This window comes from Pseudomonas sp. F-14 TE3482, assembly GCF_053629455.1.
The window spans coordinates 3,023,537-3,044,965 of the sequence record NZ_JBRJII010000001.1; the positions used below are offsets into that span (position 1 = coordinate 3,023,537).

Sequence of the window (21,429 nt, forward strand, 5' to 3'; positions counted from 1 at the left end):
CACAAAAGGAAAAACACCCCGTGATTGAGTTCTTGTTGTATCTGGTTTTTGGCGCGGCCTTGGGAACCCTCGGTGGCCTGTTCGGCATTGGTGGCGGATTGGTCGCGATCCCGCTGCTGGGCGTGTGGTTCGGTCTTGATCAGCAGATCGCCCAAGGCACGGCGCTGGTGATGGTGGTGCCGAACGTGATGCTGGCGCTGTGGCGCTATCACCAGCGCAATCGCATCGAACTACGGCATGCGCTGCCACTGGCCTCGATGGGGTTCTGCTTTGCCTGGATCGGTTCGATCTGGGCGGTGGGTATCGATGCGCAAACCATGCGCTTGGGCTTCGTCGCTTTCCTGATCGCGCTGTCGGCCTACAACCTGATGCGAATGTTCACCACCAACGCACCGGCCTCTTCGCAGATGCGCTATTCCTGGCCGTGGCTGGGTGTGCTCGGCGCGGCTTCCGGGACGATGGGCGGACTGTTCGGAGTGGGCGGGGCAGTGGTGGCAACGCCGGTGTTGACCAGCCTGTTCGGTACCACTCAAGTGGTTGCCCAGGGATTGGCGCTGGCGCTGGCCTTGCCGAGTACGGGCGTCACCCTGGCGACTTATGCGGTGCACCATCAGGTGCATTGGGCGATCGGTGTGCCGTTGGCAGTCGGTGGATTGATGAGCATCAGTTGGGGCGTGAGAATTGCCCACGCCTTGCCGGAGCGGCTTCTGCGCGGGCTGTTCTGTGGTTTTCTGGTGGTCTGTGCGGTGATGCTCGCGTTTAAAGTTTGAAACCTTCGACGATGTGCTCGGCCAGGCATTCGGTGATCGGCGAAGGGTTGTTCAGGTTGCGGATCAGCATGATGCTGGCTTCCGGCAACAGCGGCAGGTCTTCGTTGGCGCCAAGGATACGCATGTCCGGTGTGATCAGGCTTTCCAGCTGCGCGGTGATCGCCAGACCCGCGCTGACCACGGCCATCAATGCCGACAGGCTGGAGCTATTGTAGGCAATGCGGTAGTCGCGGCCCATGGCGTCCAGGGCATTGCATGCCCAGAGGCGGCAGAAACAATCACTGTTGAACATCGCGAGAGGCAGCGGTGTCTGTTCGTGGGCGCTGTAGCATTGGGCTTCGGCCCAGACAAAACGTTCCTTGCGCAACAATTGGCCAATCTCGTTACCCGGCTCGCGGGTGACGATGGACAGGTCCAGGTCCTGGCGCTGCAACAGCTGCCGGGTCGATTCGCAGTGAACCTCGATCTGGATCAGCGGGTAGAACTGCGCGAAGCGCGACAGGATGCCCGGCAGAAAGCGCATGACGTAATCGTCGGGTGTGCCGATGCGCACCGTGCCGACCATGTGCGGCTCGCGCAGGGTATTGAAGACTTCGCTGTGGAGTTTGAGGATGCGCCGCGCATAGCCCAGCAATACCTGGCCTTCGGCGGTCAGCTTGACCTGTCGCCCGTCGCGTTCGAACAGCTGGCGCTGCAACACGTCTTCTTCCAGGCGTTTCATCTGCATGCTCACCGCCGACTGGGTGCGGTTGACCATTTCACCGGCGCGGGTAAAGCCGCCCTGATCGGCAATCGCGACGAAGGTGCGCAGTACATCGGTGTCGATACTAGGGTAGGCGGACATTCATCAATCTCCGAGATGTATGCCATCAGAAACATTCGTTGGATTGATCTTAGCGCTGGCGCGAGACTTGGGCCATCCCTAAAGGAGGGCAATACGATGAAAGGTCACAACGAGCATGTAACGGAACAAAAATTCTCAATCCACGCGGTATCCGATCTGCTGCACAAGTTTAGTCGCTGGTACGAACTTCACCGTGAACGTGAAATGTTGGCGGGCTTGAGCGACGAAGCACTGAAGGATATCGGCGTGAGCCGTGCGGATGTGGAGCATGAGACGGTAAGACCGTTCTGGGATGATCCGATGCATAAATGATGATGCCATTGCTACACAAACCACTTGCGGGTGAGGTAGGTTGCGAGCAGACAAGGAGATGCTCATGCCCGCCACACTGTCTTTTTCCCTCAAACAGGCTCGGCGTCTGGCGCTGGCTGCCCAAGGGTTCAACGGGCGCCAGCCGCCAGCGGCGATCAAACCGGTTCAGCTCAACCGGCTGATCGAGCGCCTGGGCATTCTGCAGATCGATTCGGTCAATGCGCTGGTGCGTTCGCACTACCTTCCTTTGTTTTCCCGTCTTGGCAATTACTCCTCCGACTTGCTCGATCAGGCTGCCTGGAGTCAGGGCCGTCGACGCACGTTGTTCGAATATTGGGGCCACGAAGCGTCTTTGTTGCCTTTGTCGATGTACCCCTTGATGCGCTGGCGCATGCAGCGCGCAACCCGCGGCGAAGACATCTATCAGCAACTGGCGCGTTTCGGTCGTGAGCAGCAAGACACGATTCGCCGCGTGTTGGCGTCGGTTCAGGAACTCGGTGCGCTGGGTGCGGGCAGTTTATCGACCCGTCAGGAGCGGGCAGGGCCGTGGTGGGACTGGAGTGCGGAAAAGCATGCGCTGGAATGGCTGTTCGCTGCTGGTGAAGTGACCGTGGCTGGCCGGCGTGGGTTCGAACGGCTTTATGATTTGCCGGAGCGGGTGATTCCTTCGGCGATTCTTCAGCAGCCTTTACTTGGCGAGGCCGAGGCTCAGCGCGGCCTGTTACTCCACGCTGCCACGGCTTTGGGTGTCGGTACAGAAAAGGACTTGCGGGATTATTTTCGCCTGAGCCCGGCAGACAGCCGGCCGCGGCTGGCGGAGCTGGTCGAGGCGGGGGATCTGCTGGTCTGTGAAGTTGAAGGCTGGCGGCAACCGGCCTATTGCCTGGCAGAGCCGAAAGTCCCGCGCAAGGTCGAGGCCAGTGCGCTGCTTTCACCGTTCGATTCGCTGATCTGGGAGCGCAGTCGTACCGAGCGATTGTTCGATTTCCGTTATCGGCTGGAGATTTATACGCCGCAGCACAAGCGCATCTATGGCTATTACGTATTGCCGTTTTTGCACAATGAGCGGGTTGCTGCGCGGGTCGACTTGCGTGCCGAACGGGCGTTGGGCCGGTTGGCGGTGCATGCCGTGCATGAGGAAGAGCCGGGGCTGGATGAGAACTGGATGATGGCGTTGGCGGTCAATCTGCGGCAGATGGCGGATTGGTTGGGGCTGGCGCAGATTCAATTGAATTGCCCGCGGGCGAGTGCGGTGCGGTTGCGGGTGGCATTGGCACAGATTGAGGGTGATTGAACCGACGCCATCGCGGGCAAGCCCGCTCCCACAGGGTTCGTGCCAGACACATAATTTGTGAACGACAGGTCATTCAGGATGAGGGCAAGCTTGCTCCCACAGGGTTCGTGCCAGACACATAATTTGTGAACGACGCGGTCATTGTGGGAGCGGGCTTGCCCGCGATGGCGGCCTGTCAGGTAGTAAAAAAACCTACTGACTCACCGCCGAACCTGCTTCAACGTCTCGGCAATCAAAAACGCCAATTCCAGCGACTGATCGGCATTCATCCGTGGGTCGCAATGGGTGTGGTAACGGTCCGACAACCCATCCTCGGTAATCGGCCGCGCGCCGCCGATGCATTCGGTGACGTTCTGCCCGGTCATTTCGATGTGGATGCCGCCGGCATAACTGCCTTCCGCTTCGTGAACCTGGAAGAACTGTTTCACTTCGCCAAGGATCTGCGCGAAGTCGCGGGTCTTGTAGCCGCTGCTGGCCTTGATGGTGTTGCCGTGCATCGGGTCGGAGCTCCAAAGCACCTGCTTGCCCTCGCGCTGCACGGCGCGGATCAACTGCGGCAGGTGATCGCCGACCTTGTTCGCGCCCATCCGCGCAATCAGGTTCAGGCGACCCGGATCGTTGTCCGGGTTGAGCACATCGATCAGGCGAATCAGGTCCTCGGGGTTCATGCTCGGGCCGACCTTCACGCCGATCGGGTTGTGCACCCCACGCAGGAATTCGACATGGGCACCGTCCAGTTGACGGGTACGGTCGCCGATCCACAGCATGTGGGCCGAGCAATCGTAGTAGTCGTTGGTCAGGCTGTCGCGACGCACGAAGGCTTCTTCGTAGTTCAGCAGCAGCGCTTCGTGGGCGGTGAAGAAACTGGTTTCGCGCAGTTGTGGCGAGCTGTCCATGCCGCAGGCGCGCATGAAGGCCAGGGTTTCATCAATGCGGTCGGCCAGGTGGCTGTACTTCTCGGCCAGCGCCGAGTTGGCGATGAAGTCCAGGTTCCACTTGTGCACCTGATGCAGGTCGGCAAAGCCGCCCTGGGCAAAGGCACGCAGCAGGTTCAGGGTCGCGGTGGACTGGTGGTAAGACTGCAGCAGACGTTCCGGGTCCGGTACACGGCTTTTTTCGTCGAAACCGATGCCGTTGACGATATCGCCACGGTAGGCCGGTAGCGTCACGCCGTTGATGGTTTCATCGTTGGCCGAGCGGGGTTTGGCGAACTGGCCGGCCATGCGTCCGACCTTGACCACCGGGCAACCGGCGGCGAAGGTCATGACGATCGCCATTTGCAGCAACACTTTAAACGTGTCACGAATTTTCGCGGCGGAGAATTCGGCGAAGCTTTCGGCGCAGTCACCGCCCTGCAACAGAAACGCCCGGCCCTGGGTCACTTCGGCAAACTGACGACGCAACTCCCGGGCTTCACCGGCAAACACCAGCGGCGGATAGCTCGCCAGGGTTTGCTCGACGTGCAGCAAATGCGCCGCGTCGGGGTATTGAGGTTGTTGCTGGATCGGCAGGGCGCGCCAGCTGTCAGGGCTCCAGGGTTGGCTCATTGCAGTCTCTAGTGTTTTACGCTCGGACGGTTATGTTATCAGCAATTAGTGCGTGACCTGTTCCCGTCGCTTCGCGGACAATCGCGTCTTTGCCGCGCCACCCACGCGGTCTTATTACGTTGCCGGATCCCGGTGACGATCAGGAGACGAAATGACTGAGGAGCGCGTCGAGCATCTGCTCGCCGAGGTACAGGATGAGTTCGGCGTGATTCGCGTGCTGGAAGTGGCCGATTACCGTTTCCTGGAGTTCGGTGATGCCATCGAACAGAGCTGTGTGTTCACCGCTGACCCGAGCTGGCTCGAGTACGATTACACCCGGGCGATGCTGATTGGCGCGCTGTGCCACGAACTGCCGGAAAGCGCGCTGTTCCTCGGGCTCGGCGCCGGCACGCTAACCCAGGCTTGCCTCAAGTTCCTGCCGTTGGAAGACGTCGAAGCCATCGAGCTGCGCCCGGATGTACCGCGCCTGGCCATCGAATACCTCGGGCTCGATGATGATCCGCGCCTGTACATCCGCGTCGGCGATGCCTTGGAACTACTCGAAACGGCTGAACCGGCCGATCTGATTTTCGTCGACCTCTATACCGATGTCGGGCCGGGTGTCGGGCATCTGGCCTGGGGGTTTCTGGAAAACTGTCAGAAACGGTTGAACCCGGGTGGATGGCTGGTGATCAACCAGTGGGCCACCGACGATGGTCGGCCGTTGGGGGCGGCGTTGTTGCGCGGTCTCTATCACCGGCATTACTGGGAGTTGCCAGTCAAAGAGGGCAACGTGATTCTGATCGTGCCATCGGAGCTGGATCAGGAGCTGGATATGGATGGGCTGATTGCGCGCGCTGAAGGCCTGGCGCCGCAATTGGGGTATTCGTTGCAGTCGTTGATCAAGGCGATTCGGCCGGCGACATAAGTCGGCGTCTGTGAGGTCCTCATCGCGGGCAAGCCCGCTCCCACAGTGATTTGCGTCGTTCACGGACCTGTGGGAGCGGGCTTGCCCGCGATGAGGGCCTCACAATCAATACATACCTCAAAGCCCTTTGAAAACACCCGGCCGCTTCTCGACCATCGACCGCACACCCTCTTTGGCATCCTCGCTATTCAGTAGTTTCTTCACCAGCGCCGGCAAGGCCTGAGCTGCCGCCATTTCACCCTCATAGCGTGCCTGCCGGGCAGACATCAACGTCGCCTGAACCCCCAGCGGTGCCTGTCGGGCAATCCGCTCCGCCAATTCAATGGCCCGCGGCAACAAATCCTCGCTGGCCATGACCTCCTGCACCAACCCCAGATGCAAGGCGTCATGAGCATCGAACTCATCGCCAGTCAGCAGCCAGCGCATGGCATTGCCCCAGCCGGCGACCTGATGCAGGCGCAAGGTCGCGCCGCCAAACGGGAAGATTCCGCGCTGCACTTCCTTCTGGGCAAAACGGGTGTTGCTGGCGCACAGGTTGATGTCGGCGGCCAGCATCAGCTCGATGCCAACGGTCAGGCAGTAGCCTTGCGCCGCGACAATCACCGGTTTGCTGACCCGAGGGCCTGCGAGCACGCCCCATGGGTCGCAGCCACCGGGCGGCGCCTGCCAGCCTTCGGCCAGGGCCGCGCCGGCGCTGACCAGATCGAGCCCGGCAGTGAAATGCTCGCCATGGCCGAACACCACCGCCACCCGCGCCTCGCTGTCGGCCTCGAACTCACCATAGGCCAGGCTGAGTTCGTTGAGCAGGTCGAGGTCGAAGGCATTACGTTTGGCCACCCGATCCAGACCGATCATCAGGACATGACCGTGTCGTTCACGGGTTACACGACTGGGACTGGGCTGATTCATGGGACATTTCCTCGGGTGGGGAAGGGGTGTCAGACCGAAGGGGCTGCGTCGCTAGAGTGAACCGTTTTAGCGCCATCGTCAGCAGGGCCGGGCCTTTGCAAAATAGACCGTCGCACAATTATCCGCAAAGCCCGTGACACAACGGTATGCGCCGGTTTTTTCCGATAAAAAAAGCTCCCTTTTTGGGCGAATTCCGGTATAGTGCGCGCCGGCCTTTAACCGGGCCGCGTTTAGGTAGCGCAATTCCCCGAAGCCAGCTTCGGCTGCACGTCCGCACAGCGGACTCTTCCTTGACGAATCTTTTTCATTCATTCGTTTTCGCAAATCCCCGCCGACAAAGCAGCCAGGGCGACTCTTGAGTCTTACACGGCATGCGCAGCTTTGGAGCATGGGTCTTTGCGGATGCACTTAGAGGCAGACCCATGACCCAGGAAACCGGCGGCTTCGCCGCTTTTAATCTTAATCCGAATATTCTTGCAGCCGTCATCGCGACTGGCTACGAAGAGCCTTCGGCTATTCAGCAGCAATCGATCCCGATCATCATGGCCGGTCACGACATGATTGGTCAGGCGCAAACCGGTACGGGTAAAACCGCTGCGTTCGCCCTGCCGATCCTGCATCGCATCGATCCTGCTAAGCGCGAGCCGCAAGCCCTGATCCTGGCGCCAACCCGTGAGTTGGCGCTGCAAGTAGCAACCGCTTTCGAAACCTACGCCAAGCAAATGCCGGGCGTTACCGTTGTGGCCGTTTACGGCGGCGCGCCTATGGGCCCACAACTGAAAGCAATCCGTAATGGCGCACAGATCGTTGTCGCCACGCCGGGCCGTCTGTGCGACCACCTGCGTCGTGACGAAAAAGTTCTGGCAACCGTGAACCACCTGGTTCTCGACGAAGCCGATGAAATGCTCAAACTGGGTTTCATGGACGACCTCGAAGTTATCTTCAAGGCCCTGCCAGCCACCCGTCAGACCGTACTGTTCTCGGCCACCCTGCCGCAGTCGATCCGTGCCATTGCCGAACGCCATCTGCGCGATCCGCAACACGTGAAGATCCAGACCAAGACTCAGACCGTTACCGCGATCGAACAGGCTCACCTGTTGGTTCACGCTGACCAGAAGACCTCGGCTGTATTGAGCCTGCTGGAAGTGGAAGATTTCGACGCCCTGATCATGTTCGTGCGCACCAAGCAAGCGACCCTGGACCTGGCCAGTGCCCTGGAAGCCAAAGGCTATAAAGCTGCTGCGCTGAACGGTGACATTGCTCAGAACCAGCGTGAGCGCGTGATCGAATCCCTCAAGGATGGCCGTCTGGACATCGTTGTGGCGACCGACGTTGCCGCTCGTGGTCTGGACGTTCCGCGCATCACTCACGTGTTCAACGTTGACATGCCGTACGACCCTGAGTCCTACGTTCACCGTATCGGCCGTACCGGCCGTGCCGGTCGCGAAGGTCGTGCGCTGCTGCTGGTGACTCCTCGTGAGCGCCGCATGCTGCAAGTGATCGAGCGTGTAACCGGTCAGAAGGTTGCCGAAGTTCGTCTGCCGGATGCCCAGGCCGTTCTCGATGCTCGCATCAAGAAACTGACCAACAGCCTGTCGCCGCTGGTCGCTGATGCCGAATCGACTCACGGTGATCTGCTGGATCGCCTGACCGCCGACATCGGTTGCACCCCGCGTGCACTGGCCGCTGCTCTGCTGCGCAAGGCAACCAACGCTCAGGCGCTGACCCTGGCCGCAATCGAGAAAGAACGTCCACTGGTGCCGAACAACGCACCGCGTGGCGATCGTCCAGAGCGTTCCGGTGATCGTCCGGACCGTGGTGATCGTGAGCGTCGTGCTCCGGTTCCATTGGCTGAAGGTCGTGCTCGTTGCCGTACCGCGCTGGGTGCGCGTGATGGTATCGCTGCCAAGAACCTGCTGGGCGCCATCCTGAATGAAGGTGGTCTGGCACGTGAGGCCATCGGTCGCATCCAGGTGCGTGATAGCTTCAGCCTCGTCGAGCTGCCGGAAGATGGTCTGGAGAAGCTGCTGACCAAACTGAAGGACACTCGCGTTGCCGGTAAGCAGTTGAAGCTGCGTCGCTATCGCGAAGATTGATCCGCTCCTGAGCTGATTGATCGCACATAAAAAATCCCCGACTGGTTCGGGGATTTTTTTTGCCTGGAAAAAGATCGCAGCCTCGTTTCACTCGACAGCTCCTACAGGAATCTCGTCGAACGCGGTCGATGTAGGAGCTGCCGAAGGCTGCGATCTTTTGATCCTGACGTTATCCGAAGCGATAAACATCCATGCCCAGAGCTCCCATGGTGAATCCCTGATGGACAATGCTGAACTCACCCCCAGCCGCGCGGGCAAAGTACAGCGGCAGCAGATGTTCGTCGCTCGGATGGCTACGCACAGCATTTGGAGCTTGCTGACGATAGTCGTGCAACGCGGCTTCGTCGCTCGCTTCGAGTTTCTCGATCATCCAGTCGCGGAACGCCCTGGCCCAGGGTTCGACGCTTTCCGGGCCGGCGTGCCAGTCCAGTTCCCGCAGGTTGTGGGTGATGCTGCCGGAGCCGATCAACAGCACGCCGTGCTCGCGCAGGCTGGCCAAGGCATGGCCGACGCGAGTTTGCAGGGCAGGGCCGCCACGTGTGGGCAGCGAGACCTGCACCACCGGGATATCAGCTTGCGGATACATCAACGACAAGGGCACCCAAACACCGTGGTCGAACGGTCGCTGGCTGTCGATGCGCGCCGGCAGGCCATCGGCTTTCAGCAGCTCGACCACCTCCGCCGCCAGTTGCGGATTGCCGGGGGCCGGGTATTGCACCTCGAACAAGGCCTGGGGAAAGCCGCCGAAGTCGTGCCAGGTTTCAGGCTGTGGGTTGCCGCTGACCAACAGTTCGCTGCTTTCCCAGTGCGCGGAAACCATCACGATGGCTTTGGGTTTCGGCAATGCGGCGGCCAGACGCGCGAGGGCCGGCCCGCTGGCGCCCGGTTCCAGGGCTAGCATCGGAGAGCCATGAGAGATATACAGACTGGGGAACATGAATGAGCTCCTGAGAGTAAGATGGCACCATCTTCAGTCAGATCATTGATCTAAATCTAATATAAGTTTTAGGGTCTTTTGATCGAATTTTTCGGGGTTAATTATGCAGCCGGAGTTTTGGCACAAACGATGGGCGTCGAATCAGATCGGCTTTCATCTGCCGGAAGTGAATCCTCATCTGCAACGGTTCTGGCCAGCGTTGGGCCTGGAAGAGGGCGCTCGTGTGCTGGTGCCGCTGTGTGGGAAAAGTCTGGATCTGTTATGGCTGGCGCACAAAGGTCATGAGGTCTTGGGGATTGAGCTGTCGGAAAAGGCCGTGGAGGATTTCTTCGCTGAGCATCAATTTGACCCGGACATTAGTGAGCAGGGGCCTTTCAAGGTCTACCGTGCCGGTTCAATCGAATTGTGGTGTGGCGATTTCTTTGAGTTGACGGCAGGCGATGTGGCCGACTGCAGCGGGTTGTACGACCGTGCGGCGTTGATCGCCTTGCCGCCAGAGATGCGTGCGCAATACGCGGCTCATTTGATTCGCATTCTGCCGAAGGATTCTCTGGGGCTGTTGATTACCCTGGATTACGATCAGGCGCAGATGGACGGGCCGCCGTTTGCGGTGCTGGATGATGAAGTGCAGCGGTTGTTCGGCGATGTGTGGGCGCTGAAGATTCTGGAAGACCAGGACGTCCTGGGTGAGAGCTGGAAGTTTCTCGAGGCCGGTGTGACGCGGCTTGAGGAGCGGGTGTATCGGGTTTCCAGCCGATAGATTTGTAGTGGTTGTACCGGCCCCATCGCGAGCACCACACATTCAAGCAGACAAAAAAAGGCCCGCATTATCACTGCGGGCCTTTTCTTTTGGTGCGGAGCCTGTCAGCCCCGACGACGCAATGCGTCAATGCGCTCTTCCAGCGGCGGGTGGCTCATGAACATACGGGCGAACCCTTGTTTGAGGCCACCATTGATGCCAAAGGCATTCAGCGTGTCCGGCATGTGCACCGGCAGCCCTTGTTCTGCACGCAGACGCTGCAGGGCACCGATCATTGCACTGGTACCCGCCAGGCGTGCACCGGCATCGTCAGCACGGAATTCGCGCTTGCGCGAGAACCACATAACAATGGCACTGGCCAGGATGCCCAGGACCAGTTCAGCGAAGATGGTCGCTACGTAGTAGGCGATACCTTGGCCTTCTTCGTTCTTGAAGATCACCTTGTCGACAAAGTTACCGATGATCCGGGCGAAGAACATCACGAAGGTGTTCACCACGCCCTGGATCAACGCCAGGGTGACCATGTCGCCATTGGCCACGTGGCCGATTTCGTGGGCCAGAACGGCTTTCACTTCATCCGGGGAGAAACGCTCGAGCAAGCCCTGGCTGACCGCGACCAGTGCATCGTTCTTGTTCCAGCCGGTGGCGAAGGCGTTGGCTTCATAGGCCGGGAAAATCCCGACTTCGGGCATCTTGATCCCGGCTTCGCGGGACAATTGCTCGACAGTTTGCAGCAGCCATTGCTCGTGCCGGGTGCGCGGCTGGCTGATGATCTGGGTGCTGGTGCTCATTTTCGCCATCCACTTGGAGATGAACAGCGAGAACAGGGAACCGGCGAAACCAAAGACCGCACAGAAAATCAGCAGCTGATTGAGGTTGAGATCAACCCCATTGGCCGCCATGAACCCGTTGAAGCCGAAAAGGCTCAGGGTGATGCTGGCAATCAGCACGACCGCCAGGTTAGTGGCCAAAAACAGCAAAATGCGCATCATGGTTGTAGAAATCTCCTCGTGCTAAAGATGTAGCGTACTGCGGGGTATATAAGGTGCTGCACCGGGCTATTCAACCGAGTGACTATTTCAAACTGTGTCCTACAGCAACAGTCTAGCGGCTTGAAGGGCATTTCCGACGTCGGCATGGGAAACGGTTGTCAGCTAATTAGCGTCGCAGGCCCCCGCCGTTGTTAGGCGCGGGCATGAAACGTGTCGTCCGTCAGCGCTTGAAACAACGATACAGGGTAGGGTGCACAGATGTGTTGCTGAATTAATCACCGTGCGACTTTGACCCGCGTCGCACGGTGACAGGCCACTTACTGGCGATAGGACTTTAGGAAGTTACCGATCCGGCCAATCGCCTGATCCAGGTCGTCGAGTCGTGGCAGGGTGACCACACGGAAGTGGTCCGGCCATGGCCAGTTGAAGGCCGTGCCTTGTACCACTAGCAGCTTCTCCGAGAGCAGCAGATCGAGCACGAATTTCTCGTCGTTGTGGATCGGGCAGACTTTCGGGTCGATCCGCGGGAACGCATACAGCGCGCCCATCGGCTTGACGCAGCTCACGCCCGGAATGTCGTTCAGCAGCTCCCAGGTACGATTGCGCTGTTCCAGCAGACGCCCTTGCGGCAGCACCAGATCGTTGATGCTCTGATAGCCGCCCAGCGCGGTCTGAATGGCGTGCTGGCTCGGCACGTTGGCACACAGGCGCATGTTGGCCAGCATGTCGATGCCTTCGATGTAGCTTTGGGCATGATGTTTCGGGCCGGAAATGACGACCCAGCCGGAGCGGAAACCGGCCACGCGATAGGACTTGGACAGACCGTTGAAGGTCAGGCACAGCAAGTCCGGCGCCAGCGAGGCGGTGCAGATGTGCACGGCGTCGTCGTACAGGATCTTGTCGTAGATCTCGTCGGAGAACACCACCAGATTGTGCTGACGGGCCAGTTCCAGCATGCCCAGCAGTACTTCCTTCGAGTACACCGCACCAGTCGGGTTATTCGGGTTGATGATCACCAGCGCCTTGGTGTTCGGCGTGATCTTGGCCTTGATGTCGGCCAGGTCCGGCCACCAGTTGGCCTGCTCGTCGCACAGATAATGCACCGGGTTGCCGCCCGACAGGCTGACTGCGGCAGTCCACAGCGGATAGTCGGGAGCCGGCACCAGCACTTCGTCGCCGTTGTTGAGCAGGGCCTGCATCGACATCACGATCAGCTCGGAAACGCCATTGCCCAGGTAGATGTCTTCGATGCCGACGCCTTCCACCTGTTTTTGCTGGTAGTACTGCATCACGGCCTTGCGGGCGCTGAACAGGCCCTTGGAGTCGCTGTAGCCCTGGGCGGTCGGCAGGTTGCGGATCACGTCCTGAAGGATTTCATCCGGCGCTTCGAAACCAAAGGGCGCCGGGTTGCCGATGTTCAGCTTGAGGATGCGATGGCCTTCCTCTTCCAGACGTTTGGCGTGCTTGAGCACTGGGCCGCGAATGTCGTAGCAGACGTTGGCGAGCTTGTTCGATTTGCTGACCTGCATGGCGATGTGTTCCCGAAAATGAACGATCCAGGCGGCGTATGAACGACCGTACTGGGAATCCTGCGTATTCACACAGGCCTGACGCCTTGAGTGGCGGCACTCATAATCCGTTTGAATGCGCGTGGTCTGGCTGCCAGACTGGCGTTTGACGAGGCGCAATCATACGTGCCGCCCGATCCGTGGAAAAGGTACAGATCGGGCTTTTTCAGCTGCTGAGGTGTGATCATGGAAAAGTTGGAAAAAACCCTGGAAGAATGGCGTGAAATGCTCGATCCGGAGCAGTACAACGTTTGCCGCCTCAAGGGCACCGAGCGGCCGTTCTCCGGTAAGTACAACGACAGCAAGGTCGACGGTGTTTACCACTGCATCTGCTGCAATGCGCCGCTATTCGACTCCAAGACCAAATTCGATTCCGGTTGCGGCTGGCCGAGCTTCTACGCGCCGATCGGCGACAGCGCCATGGTCGAGATCCGTGATGTGAGCCACGGCATGATCCGCACCGAAGTGGTCTGCGCCAAGTGCGATGCGCACCTTGGGCACGTTTTTCCGGACGGTCCGCCACCCACTGGCCTGCGTTATTGCATCAACTCGGTGTGCCTGGACCTGGTTCCCCGCTCGTAATGCGAGCCCCGTAGGAGCGAAGCTTGCTCGCGAAGGCGTCGGGTCAGTCAACATCAGTGTTGAATGTTAAGACGCCTTCGCGAGCAAGCTTCGCTCCTACAGAGGATCAGCGTCTCACAATTTAAATTGCACACAATTCAATTGCTCGCTATGTTTGGTCTTTGTTCTTCCACTCGGAGTTCGTGCCATGAGCGACAACCTGTTGAGCATTCCTTGTACCACCATCAAGGGCGAGCAAAAGACACTGGCCGATTTCGCCGGCAAAGCAGTGCTGGTGGTCAACACCGCCAGTAAATGCGGGTTCACCCCGCAATACAAAGGCCTCGAAGAGTTGTGGCAGACCTACAAGGATCAAGGCCTGGTGGTGCTCGGCTTTCCCTGCAATCAGTTCGGCAAGCAAGAGCCGGGCAACGAGGGAGCGATTTCCGAGTTCTGCGAGTTGAACTACGGGGTGAGCTTCCCGCTGTTCAAGAAAATCGAAGTCAATGGTGCCGGCGCCCATCCACTGTTCGTTCAGCTGAAAAAACGCGCACCGGGCGTGCTGGGATCCCAGGGCATCAAGTGGAACTTCACCAAGTTCCTGATCGGCAAGGATGGCAAGTTGGTCAAGCGCTTTGCTCCGGCGACCAAGCCGCAGGACCTGAGCCGCGAGATCGAAGCCCTGCTCAAATGAACACGTTGTCAGTTGATTCGCTGAAGCTCGACAGTCAGCTCTGCTTCAAGTTGTATGCCGCATCGCGGGCGGTGATCCGTGCCTACAAGCCGATGCTCGATCAGTTGGGCCTGACTTACCCGCAATACCTGGCGATGCTGGTGTTGTGGGAATGGCAGGAGACGGCGCCGGAGCAGCCGACGGTCAAGGCCTTGGGTGAGCGCCTGGCGCTGGATTCCGGAACCTTGACGCCGCTGCTCAAGCGCCTTGAGCAACTGCAACTGGTGCTGCGTCAGCGTTCGGCGCGCGATGAGCGTGAGGTGCACTTGAGCCTGTCGCCCGCCGGCAAGGCTTTGCGCGATCAGGTCGGGCCGCTCAAGGCCCGGCTGTTATGTGATAGCGGCGTCGATCTGGATCGCCTGAATGATCTGCGCGATGGCCTCGATCACCTGCTGGGGCAAATCAAAGCGCTGTCGTAGTAGGTATCCACAAGTCGAGCAAAGCAGCCAGTTCTTCCCGGCGGAAAGGTTTGGCCAGGTAGTCACTCATTCCCGCCGCACGGCAGCGTTCGCGCTCTTCGGACATGGCGTTGGCGGTCAGGGCGACGATGGGCAGCTGTGGCCAGCGCCCGCTGCGACGAATCTGCCGACTGGCTTCATAGCCATCCATCACCGGCATGTTGCAGTCCATCAGCACCAGATCGAATTCGCTCTGCTCAAGCTGATCCAGCGCTTCGCCGCCGTGGGCCGCGACGCTTACCTCGCAACCGAGTTTTCCGAGCATGCCTTTGGCCACCAACTGATTGACCGGATTGTCCTCCACCAGCAGGATGCGTCCGCGTCGCAGGGGTGAGATGGCTTCGATCCGCGCCCCGTTGATGGTGGTGAGTTCCGGCTGCAAGATCCGCCGCAATGTCTGGTAAAGCGCATTGCGCGCCAGAGGTCGCGCCTGTTGCTGCAAGGGCGCGAGGGCGTTGACTTGGTCGCTGGGCAGGAAACTGCCGTAGGCGGTCACCAGCAGAATTGGCGCGGTGAGGGTAGGGCGCAGGCCAAACAGGCATTCGGGGCAGTCGGTGATCAGCACATCCGGCTTCAGCCCGATCAACCGGTCATCGATGGAACGCTGCTGATAGTCGAGGCCCCAGCTGGGCAGCAGACTGTGCAGCAGTTCCGCCAGACCGCTGCTGGCGGCGGTGATCGCGACGATGTTGCCCCGCAGTGCGGCCGGGGAAATGGCCCGGGTATGGCAGGGCAGGGGCAGGTCGGCGCAGAACTGGCTGCCGAAGCCCGCTTCCGAGCTGATCGTCAGACGCCCTTGCATGGCTTCGCAGAGGCTATAAGTCAGCGCCAGGCCCAACCCGGTGCCGCCAAATTGCCGGGTAATACCGGCACCGGCCTGGGTGAAGGGCTGGAAGATTTTCACCTGCGCATCCTGGGCGATGCCGATGCCAGTGTCGCAGACTTCGATTCGCACACCGTCTTCGAACGTTGAAAGACGCACATCGACCCGTCCGAAACGGGTGAATTTGAGAGCGTTGGACAACAAGTTGCTGACGATCTGCCGGACCCGGGTCGGATCACCGAGCACCAGAGCTGGAAATTGCGGGTCGATCAGGCATGCCAGCTCGACACTGGGCGCGGCGTTCTGGGACAGCAGGTTGGCGGTGTCTTCGATTAGCGAGCCAAGGTCGAACGGAATGTGTTCGAGTTCGAGCTGGCCGGCATCGAACTTCGACAGGTCGAGAATATCGTTGAGCAGTTCCACCAGCACTTTGCCCGAGTCATGGGCGATGGACAGCTGTTGCTGCTGCTCGGCATTGAGCGGGCCGTCCAGCGAGAGCGCGATCATCCCCAGCAGACCGTTGAGGGGCGTGCGGATTTCATGACTCATGTTGGCCAGGAACACCGAGCGCGCTTCGGCCATGTCCAGGGCGGTGCTGCGGGCGACTTCCAATTCCTCGTTGGATTGGCTGAGGCGGGAATTGATCGCCTTGAGTTCCGCGGTGCGGGCCGAGACGATGTTTTCCAGTTGCGAGAGGTAGTCGGTCAGGCGGTTTTCGGCGTTGCGCCGTTGCTGGATTTCGGTGGCGATGTTTTCAAACTGCTGATTGGCGACCTTGACCAAGACTCCGATTTCATCGTTTTCATGCCCCATCGGACACTCCAGCAACGTCGGTTCCGCGCTGCGCGGATCACGGCCACTGAGTTCGCGGATAACCCGCACCAGCGGTTTGGTCAGCATCACATAAAACAGCGCCAGCAGAATGCCCGTGAGAATCAGGCTGCGCGCGAAGCCATTGAGCAGGGTCACTTCGGCCCGGCGCAGGAAACGACTGCCGAAGGTGTAGGTATCGACTTCCAGTTGCAAGGTCCCGAGGGATTCGTCCGGCAAGTGGTCGAGGTAAAGGCGGTCTGCGAACTGCCGGTTAGCGCCGAACAGGAAGTCGCTGATCATCCGGTCATTGTTTTCCAGGCCCGGACGTTTGACGCTGGCCAGCACGGTATTGTTATTGTCGGTCAATTGCGCGCCGATGATTGCCGGGGAACGCAACAGACCCAGGGCCAGTTCCTGAGCGAGTTCGGCATCAATGTTGTAGGCGATGCGAGATGCGGGGTTATGGCTGATTTCCAGCAAGGACAGTATTTCGCGGTTGATGGAGGCGTCTTCGCTGGCATAATCGATGCCTATTTGCAGCAGGCTGAGCAGCGTGCCCAGAATGAAGCCGGCCAGCACCGTAATCCTGGCCTGTTTGTACGACAGCCGGTGGCTGAACTTGATATCCATGGGATGTTGAACCACTTCCGTTTCCCTTCGCTGCTCAAGCATAGTCGATCATCAATGGATACCGATGTTCTGGCAAAACACTTGTAGGGGTGTAGTCGCTGTGTTTCGTCGCTGTATCGCCATCATTACCTTGAACGTGCCCGAGGAGAAGACGTGGATTCCCGATTGAATGCTTTTCTTGAACGCGCCGATGCCGTTCTGGCCCGTATCGAGCCGCTGCTTCCCGCGCCTCGGCAAACCATCGACTGGGCGCATTGCCTGGCCGCACGCTGGCAGCGCGAGGGGCGCAGCGGTTTTCTGTTGCCGCTGCAAGTCAGCCTGGACACGCGTTTGTCCGACTTGATTGGCGTTGACCGGCAACTGGAGCAACTGGGCCGCAACACCCGACAGTTCCTCGACGGCATGCCGGCCAACCATGCTTTGCTCTGGGGCTCGCGTGGCACCGGTAAATCGTCGCTGGTGCGTGCCTTGCTGTCGGAACACGCCAAAAGTGGCCTGCGACTGATCGAGATCGAACGCGATCACCTGGCGGACTTGCCACGCGTGGTCGAGCAGATCGCCAAGTTGCCTCAGCGCTTTGTGCTGTTCTGCGATGACCTGTCGTTCGAGTCGGGCGAGGGCGATTATCGCGTGCTCAAGAGCGTGCTCGATGGTTCGCTCGAACAGGCGCCAGATAACGTTCTGCTGTACGCCACCTCCAACCGTCGCCATCTGGTGCCGGAAAAGGAAAGCGATAACGAAAACTGGAAAAGGGTCGATGGCGAACTCCATCCCAGTGAGGCGGTGGAAGACAAGATCGCACTGTCGGACCGTTTTGGCCTGTGGCTGTCGTTCTATCCGTTTACCCAGGAGCATTTCCTTAACGTCGTCGAGCATTGGATCGGCCAATTGGCCGACAAGGCCGGCCTTGAGTGGCAGCGTGACGAAGAGCTGGACATCCTCGCAGTGCGCTGGGCCACGGGTCGGGGCAATCGCAACGGACGTTGCGCGTATCAATTTGCCCGCTATTGGGTCGGGCTGAAGCTGTTGGAGCACAAGGCATGATCGATTTACAAAAGAGCGGCCAGGGCCTGGAGGGCTACGGCATGCTGTGGGCGCAGCTGGAATCACTGCTGGCAGACGAGCGTGATTTTATCGCCAACGCCGCACAATTTTCGGCGTTTCTGTTCAACCAGCTCGATGACCTGAACTGGGCCGGTTTCTACCTTAATCGCAACGAAGAACTGGTGCTTGGCCCGTTTCAGGGGCAGATCGCCTGTGTACGAATTCCATTCGGTCGTGGTGTGTGCGGGGCGGCAGCAGCCACCTTGCAGACTCAACGGGTCGAAGATGTACATGCGTTCCCCGGGCACATCGCGTGCGACAGTGCCTCGAACAGTGAACTGGTGGTGCCGCTGGTCAAGGACGGTCGACTGATCGGTGTGCTGGACCTCGACAGCCCGAAACTCGCGCGATTTACCGCTGAAGATCAGGGCGGTATCGAGCAACTGGCAGCGATTTTCCTGCGTCTGACTGACTGCTGATCAGGCCTTCAAGCCGGCCTTGATCAACAGGCTTGACGTGTCGATCGCATCAATCTGTCGTGGGTCGAGAAAACGGTTGGCGTACTGCAAGTAGACTTCGTCGTTGATGAACAGCCCGAACAACTCAGCGTCAATGTGGGCGTCACGGCACATGGTGGCCATGATGCCCAGCGCTTCGCTCAAGGACTTGGCTTTCTTGTAGGGGCGGTCGGCGGCGGTCAGCGCTTCGAAGATATCGGCAATCGCCATCATCCGCGCTGGCAAGCTCATGTCTTCGCGCTTCAAGCGTTTGGGATAACCGGTGCCGTCCATTTTCTCGTGGTGGCCACCGGCGATCTCCGCGACGTTATTGAGATGGCCGGGGAAGGGCAGGTGACTGAGCATCAGAATCGTCTGCACCATGTGGTGATTGATGATGTAACGCTCCTCGCGGGTCAGGGTGCCTCGGGTGATGCTCAGGTTGTAGAGCTCGCCCCGGTTGTACTTGTAGCGTGGCACGTCAAGCTTGAATCCCCACGGATTGTCGGCCGGAATCAGTTCACTGTCGGCGCGTTCGATCAGGTGTTCGGGTTTATCCGCCAGCAGCGGCTCGCTGACCGGCAGAGTTGGCGGCGGGGTCCGTGCCTGACGACGGTTCTCTTCCCACGAAACCCCCAGTCGATCGTCCAGGGTTCGGGTCCAGGTGCGTTGAGCGATGGTGTTCAGGCGTTGCAGGTCGGCCTCGGCCATGGCCTCGCTGCCAAGATTGCAGCGGGCAATGAACGCGAAATCATCATCCAGCGCCGCCAGGTTCGCATGGCGTAATTGCGCCAGAGGCTGCTCGTCACCCCCTAGGGCGACGGCCTGCCAATAGTTGATCCAGGCATCACGCTTGAGCACTTCGAACCGTGTGCGGATTTCGTGGATGCGGTCGTTCAGGGTCTCAAGCTTCGTGGCTTTGTCGACCACGTATTCAGGTGTGGTGATCTTGCCGCAATCATGCAGCCAGGCAGCGATGTGCAAGGCTTCCCACTCATCGTCGGTGGGCCGATAGCTGCTGAAGGCCGGGGCCTGACTGGCTGCGGCCGCCTGCGCCAGCATCAGCGTCAGTGCCGGCACCCGTTGGCAATGACCGCCGGTATAGGGACTCTTGGCATCGATCGCGCCAGCCAGCAGTTGAATAAAAGAGTCCAGCAGCTGTTTCTGTTTGGCTTGCAGGCGCTGACTTTCGATACTCACGGCGGCTGCACCGGAAACCGCCTGGAGAAACGCGATGCGGTCCGGGCGAAGTTTTTCCAGGTCTTCCTGCGTGCCGCTGTCTGCCAGCAGCAGGACCAGCAGCCCGACGGTTTCGTTATGACGATTGTGCAGCCGGATACCGATCAGATGAACCCGTGGGCACTCCAGTGCGAGCAAAACCTTCTGCAAATCTCCCGCCTCTTCGAACCCCAGGCTGGTGACGACATTGTCGGCGTTCGACAATTTCTGCATCCATTGAGGGCTCTGCGGATCCTGAGGCGTGTGTCCTTGAATGGCGAATGACGGCAACGCCTGTGAGTTGCCATGGATGACCAGCGCATGAGGTTCCACGCGATCGTCGTCACTTTCTCGCAGATAGAGCAGGCCGGCCTGGGCCTGGCCGATCTTCACGGTTTCAAACAACACCCGTTGCAGCAGCGGGGCAAAACGGGTCTCGGCGCTCAGGCTGTCGGTGATCTGGAAAAAACTCGCCAGGGTGTCTTTCATGCGCGCCATCGACACGCTCAGTTGGTCGACTTCAAGCACCGGCGAGCGACGGGAGGCCGGAAAGTTGAAATCGAAACTGCGAATCGCATCGGCTTCCTGCACCAGGGCGCGCAAGGGTTTGACCAGGATTCTCGAGGTCAGCCAACCCATCGGCAGGCACAACAGCAGCGTCGCCAGGGTAATCAACGCGCCTTGCCAGCGTATGCGGTAGGCATCGACGAGCAATTCGTCCTCCGGCACCAGTAGCGCCAGTTGCAGTCCCTGCGGGCCTCCCTCCTGGATGCTGCTGCGCGCCACGATCCATTGACGGCCCGCGGTGTTCAGGCGATTGACCTCGGAGGGGCTGGTGAGCAGAGCCGCGAGCGTGGGGCTCAGATCGGCGGCTTTGATCAGCCGGGCGGTCTGATCGTCGACGATCAGTTTGCTGCTGTCGGGGTAAGCGATGGCATTGCCCTGGGCATCGAACAGCACAATTTCGGTACTGGGGGTCACCACATGTTCGGCCAGGGTCGCGGACAGTTCAGCCAGCGTGAGGTCGGCCCCCATCACTGCATGCTCGCCACTGCGCCGGGCCAGTGTGGTGCCGACGTTGTGGGTGGAGAAAAAAAGGTAGGGCTCGGTGGTGATCTGATCGTGGTTGCCGAGGGCGCTGGAGAACCAGGCGCGGGTACGGGGATCGTAGGTCTCGTCGGGGTTGTCCTGGCGGCTGACAAGGGCCAGGTTCTGATCGAAAAACAATGATTGGGAGCGGATCCGGCCGCCGCTTGGGTGCTCGATGCTCCACACCTGATACGCCGCCGTGGCCGGTGCCTTGACTTGTGTTTTCAGGGTGACGGTACGCAGGGGACGAACCATGAAGAAGTCGCCATTGGCGTAGCCCAGGTACAGCGAGGCCAGATCGGGATTGTCCTTGAGCGATTGGCTGAAGGGCTTGAGCAACGCCAGGCGTTGCTCAAGGTCGGGCGCCTGGGTCGCCGGGTTGTCCGCCAGCAGGTTGAGCAGATGACGAATCGGCTGATAGATGCGATGCAGGCCCAGACGGACATCCTGCTCGATGCGGTTGAAGAGTTTTTCGCTGCTGGAAAGGATGATCCGGGTGGTTTGCTGATAGTTGAAAATACCCAGTACCACCCCGGTCAGTAACAACAGGAAGGTGAACATCACGCTGATATGGATGTGCAGAGGAAACCGGCGTTGATCCGGGCGCAGTGGGCTGGGCATTGCAGC

19 protein-coding genes are annotated in these 21,429 nt (G+C 59.7%); 11 read left to right on the top strand and 8 right to left on the bottom strand.

Annotated features, from left to right (window positions below; genetic code table 11):
• Positions 1-20 precede the first annotated feature (20 nt).
• Positions 21-770 carry a sulfite exporter TauE/SafE family protein gene (locus tag AB7M26_RS13680; protein ID WP_429384768.1) on the top strand — a complete coding sequence of 250 codons (750 nt, stop codon included), beginning with the start codon at positions 21-23 and terminating at the stop codon, positions 768-770.
• Here the strand turns inward: AB7M26_RS13680 and AB7M26_RS13685 are convergent.
• Complete coding sequence (locus tag AB7M26_RS13685; protein ID WP_123501243.1) at positions 760-1,614, bottom strand: LysR substrate-binding domain-containing protein; 855 nt, start codon at positions 1,612-1,614, stop codon at positions 760-762. The two genes, AB7M26_RS13680 and AB7M26_RS13685, sit on opposite strands and share 11 nt — an antisense overlap.
• 96 nt (positions 1,615-1,710) lie before the next feature.
• Here AB7M26_RS13685 and AB7M26_RS13690 point away from each other — a divergent pair, with 96 nt between their 5' ends.
• Both AB7M26_RS13690 and AB7M26_RS13695 read left to right on the top strand, forming a co-directional pair.
• The gene (locus tag AB7M26_RS13690; protein ID WP_008075682.1) at positions 1,711-1,926 is read left to right on the top strand and encodes a DUF1127 domain-containing protein; all 216 of its coding nucleotides are present in this window, start codon (positions 1,711-1,713) and stop codon (positions 1,924-1,926) included.
• A 64-nt stretch (positions 1,927-1,990) separates the two neighbouring features.
• The gene (locus tag AB7M26_RS13695; protein WP_429384772.1) at positions 1,991-3,220 is read left to right on the top strand and encodes a winged helix-turn-helix domain-containing protein; all 1,230 of its coding nucleotides are present in this window, start codon (positions 1,991-1,993) and stop codon (positions 3,218-3,220) included.
• 200 nt (positions 3,221-3,420) lie between these two features.
• Here AB7M26_RS13695 and AB7M26_RS13700 read toward each other — a convergent pair whose 3' ends face one another.
• Entirely contained in the window at positions 3,421-4,767 is a 1,347-nt protein-coding gene (locus AB7M26_RS13700; protein WP_008009408.1) for a class II 3-deoxy-7-phosphoheptulonate synthase, read from the bottom strand.
• A 151-nt stretch (positions 4,768-4,918) separates the two neighbouring features.
• Between AB7M26_RS13700 and AB7M26_RS13705 the strand changes: the two genes are divergently transcribed.
• On the top strand, positions 4,919-5,674 hold the full coding sequence (locus tag AB7M26_RS13705) for a spermidine synthase (RefSeq protein WP_429384775.1): 756 nt from the start codon (positions 4,919-4,921) through the stop codon (positions 5,672-5,674).
• Between the two features lie 117 nt (positions 5,675-5,791).
• Here the strand turns inward: AB7M26_RS13705 and AB7M26_RS13710 are convergent, their stop codons facing one another.
• Positions 5,792-6,583, bottom strand: coding sequence for a crotonase/enoyl-CoA hydratase family protein (locus AB7M26_RS13710; protein ID WP_429378651.1), 792 nt, complete (start codon positions 6,581-6,583; stop codon positions 5,792-5,794).
• Positions 6,584-7,005: 422 nt separating this feature from the next.
• Here AB7M26_RS13710 and AB7M26_RS13715 point away from each other — a divergent pair, with 422 nt between their 5' ends.
• Positions 7,006-8,679, top strand: a complete 1,674-nt coding sequence (locus AB7M26_RS13715) for a DEAD/DEAH box helicase (RefSeq protein ID WP_007899905.1) — start codon at positions 7,006-7,008, stop codon at positions 8,677-8,679.
• A gap of 169 nt (positions 8,680-8,848) precedes the next feature.
• Here the strand turns inward: AB7M26_RS13715 and AB7M26_RS13720 are convergent, their stop codons facing one another.
• Positions 8,849-9,616, bottom strand: coding sequence for a DODA-type extradiol aromatic ring-opening family dioxygenase (locus tag AB7M26_RS13720; RefSeq protein ID WP_429378653.1), 768 nt, complete (start codon positions 9,614-9,616; stop codon positions 8,849-8,851).
• A gap of 103 nt (positions 9,617-9,719) precedes the next feature.
• On the opposite strand from AB7M26_RS13720, the gene AB7M26_RS13725 reads away from it, so the two are divergent.
• Positions 9,720-10,376 carry a thiopurine S-methyltransferase gene (locus tag AB7M26_RS13725; protein ID WP_429378655.1) on the top strand — a complete coding sequence of 219 codons (657 nt, stop codon included), beginning with the start codon at positions 9,720-9,722 and terminating at the stop codon, positions 10,374-10,376.
• 104 nt (positions 10,377-10,480) lie between these two features.
• Here AB7M26_RS13725 and htpX read toward each other — a convergent pair whose 3' ends face one another.
• Both htpX and AB7M26_RS13735 read right to left on the bottom strand, forming a co-directional pair.
• Entirely contained in the window at positions 10,481-11,368 is an 888-nt protein-coding gene (gene htpX / locus AB7M26_RS13730; RefSeq protein WP_008075669.1) for a protease HtpX, read from the bottom strand.
• A 317-nt stretch (positions 11,369-11,685) separates the two neighbouring features.
• Positions 11,686-12,897, bottom strand: coding sequence for a pyridoxal phosphate-dependent aminotransferase (locus tag AB7M26_RS13735; protein WP_123497595.1), 1,212 nt, complete (start codon positions 12,895-12,897; stop codon positions 11,686-11,688).
• A 225-nt stretch (positions 12,898-13,122) separates the two neighbouring features.
• Between AB7M26_RS13735 and msrB the strand changes: the two genes are divergently transcribed.
• The 3 genes from msrB to AB7M26_RS13750 all read left to right on the top strand — a co-directional run bounded on the left by msrB (position 13,123) and on the right by AB7M26_RS13750 (position 14,649).
• Positions 13,123-13,518: a peptide-methionine (R)-S-oxide reductase MsrB gene (gene msrB, locus AB7M26_RS13740; RefSeq protein ID WP_095055528.1), complete on the top strand. Its 396-nt coding sequence runs from the start codon at positions 13,123-13,125 to the stop codon at positions 13,516-13,518.
• 187 nt (positions 13,519-13,705) lie between these two features.
• Positions 13,706-14,191, top strand: a complete 486-nt coding sequence (locus AB7M26_RS13745) for a glutathione peroxidase (protein WP_008075665.1) — start codon at positions 13,706-13,708, stop codon at positions 14,189-14,191.
• Complete coding sequence (locus AB7M26_RS13750) at positions 14,188-14,649, top strand: MarR family winged helix-turn-helix transcriptional regulator (RefSeq protein WP_429441165.1); 462 nt, start codon at positions 14,188-14,190, stop codon at positions 14,647-14,649. The genes AB7M26_RS13745 and AB7M26_RS13750 overlap by 4 nt, the downstream gene beginning before the upstream one ends.
• Here AB7M26_RS13750 and AB7M26_RS13755 read toward each other — a convergent pair.
• Positions 14,633-16,954, bottom strand: coding sequence for a hybrid sensor histidine kinase/response regulator (locus AB7M26_RS13755; RefSeq protein WP_123497581.1), 2,322 nt, complete (start codon positions 16,952-16,954; stop codon positions 14,633-14,635). The genes AB7M26_RS13750 and AB7M26_RS13755 overlap by 17 nt on opposite strands.
• Before the next feature lie 153 nt (positions 16,955-17,107).
• Here AB7M26_RS13755 and AB7M26_RS13760 point away from each other — a divergent pair, with 153 nt between their 5' ends.
• Both AB7M26_RS13760 and AB7M26_RS13765 read left to right on the top strand, forming a co-directional pair.
• Entirely contained in the window at positions 17,108-17,998 is an 891-nt protein-coding gene (locus tag AB7M26_RS13760) for an ATP-binding protein (RefSeq protein WP_123497579.1), read from the top strand.
• Entirely contained in the window at positions 17,995-18,477 is a 483-nt protein-coding gene (locus AB7M26_RS13765) for a GAF domain-containing protein (protein ID WP_123497577.1), read from the top strand. The genes AB7M26_RS13760 and AB7M26_RS13765 overlap by 4 nt, the downstream gene beginning before the upstream one ends.
• On the opposite strand, the gene AB7M26_RS13770 is transcribed toward AB7M26_RS13765, so the two are convergent.
• The gene (locus AB7M26_RS13770; protein ID WP_123497575.1) at positions 18,478-21,423 is read right to left on the bottom strand and encodes an HD domain-containing phosphohydrolase; all 2,946 of its coding nucleotides are present in this window, start codon (positions 21,421-21,423) and stop codon (positions 18,478-18,480) included. It abuts the gene before it with no gap.
• Positions 21,424-21,429 lie beyond the last annotated feature (6 nt).

Coding starts and splice junctions, on each gene's coding strand:
- AB7M26_RS13685 (WP_123501243.1), bottom strand. CDS start 1,614: ATGTCCGCCTACCCTAGTATCGACACCGATGTACTGCGCACCTTCGTC.
- AB7M26_RS13690 (WP_008075682.1), top strand. CDS start 1,711: ATGAAAGGTCACAACGAGCATGTAACGGAACAAAAATTCTCAATCCAC.
- AB7M26_RS13695 (WP_429384772.1), top strand. CDS start 1,991: ATGCCCGCCACACTGTCTTTTTCCCTCAAACAGGCTCGGCGTCTGGCG.
- AB7M26_RS13700 (WP_008009408.1), bottom strand. CDS start 4,767: ATGAGCCAACCCTGGAGCCCTGACAGCTGGCGCGCCCTGCCGATCCAG.
- AB7M26_RS13705 (WP_429384775.1), top strand. CDS start 4,919: ATGACTGAGGAGCGCGTCGAGCATCTGCTCGCCGAGGTACAGGATGAG.
- AB7M26_RS13710 (WP_429378651.1), bottom strand. CDS start 6,583: ATGAATCAGCCCAGTCCCAGTCGTGTAACCCGTGAACGACACGGTCAT.
- AB7M26_RS13715 (WP_007899905.1), top strand. CDS start 7,006: ATGACCCAGGAAACCGGCGGCTTCGCCGCTTTTAATCTTAATCCGAAT.
- AB7M26_RS13720 (WP_429378653.1), bottom strand. CDS start 9,616: ATGTTCCCCAGTCTGTATATCTCTCATGGCTCTCCGATGCTAGCCCTG.
- AB7M26_RS13725 (WP_429378655.1), top strand. CDS start 9,720: ATGCAGCCGGAGTTTTGGCACAAACGATGGGCGTCGAATCAGATCGGC.
- htpX (WP_008075669.1), bottom strand. CDS start 11,368: ATGATGCGCATTTTGCTGTTTTTGGCCACTAACCTGGCGGTCGTGCTG.
- AB7M26_RS13735 (WP_123497595.1), bottom strand. CDS start 12,897: ATGCAGGTCAGCAAATCGAACAAGCTCGCCAACGTCTGCTACGACATT.
- msrB (WP_095055528.1), top strand. CDS start 13,123: ATGGAAAAGTTGGAAAAAACCCTGGAAGAATGGCGTGAAATGCTCGAT.
- AB7M26_RS13745 (WP_008075665.1), top strand. CDS start 13,706: ATGAGCGACAACCTGTTGAGCATTCCTTGTACCACCATCAAGGGCGAG.
- AB7M26_RS13750 (WP_429441165.1), top strand. CDS start 14,188: ATGAACACGTTGTCAGTTGATTCGCTGAAGCTCGACAGTCAGCTCTGC.
- AB7M26_RS13755 (WP_123497581.1), bottom strand. CDS start 16,954: ATGGATATCAAGTTCAGCCACCGGCTGTCGTACAAACAGGCCAGGATT.
- AB7M26_RS13765 (WP_123497577.1), top strand. CDS start 17,995: ATGATCGATTTACAAAAGAGCGGCCAGGGCCTGGAGGGCTACGGCATG.
- AB7M26_RS13770 (WP_123497575.1), bottom strand. CDS start 21,423: ATGCCCAGCCCACTGCGCCCGGATCAACGCCGGTTTCCTCTGCACATC.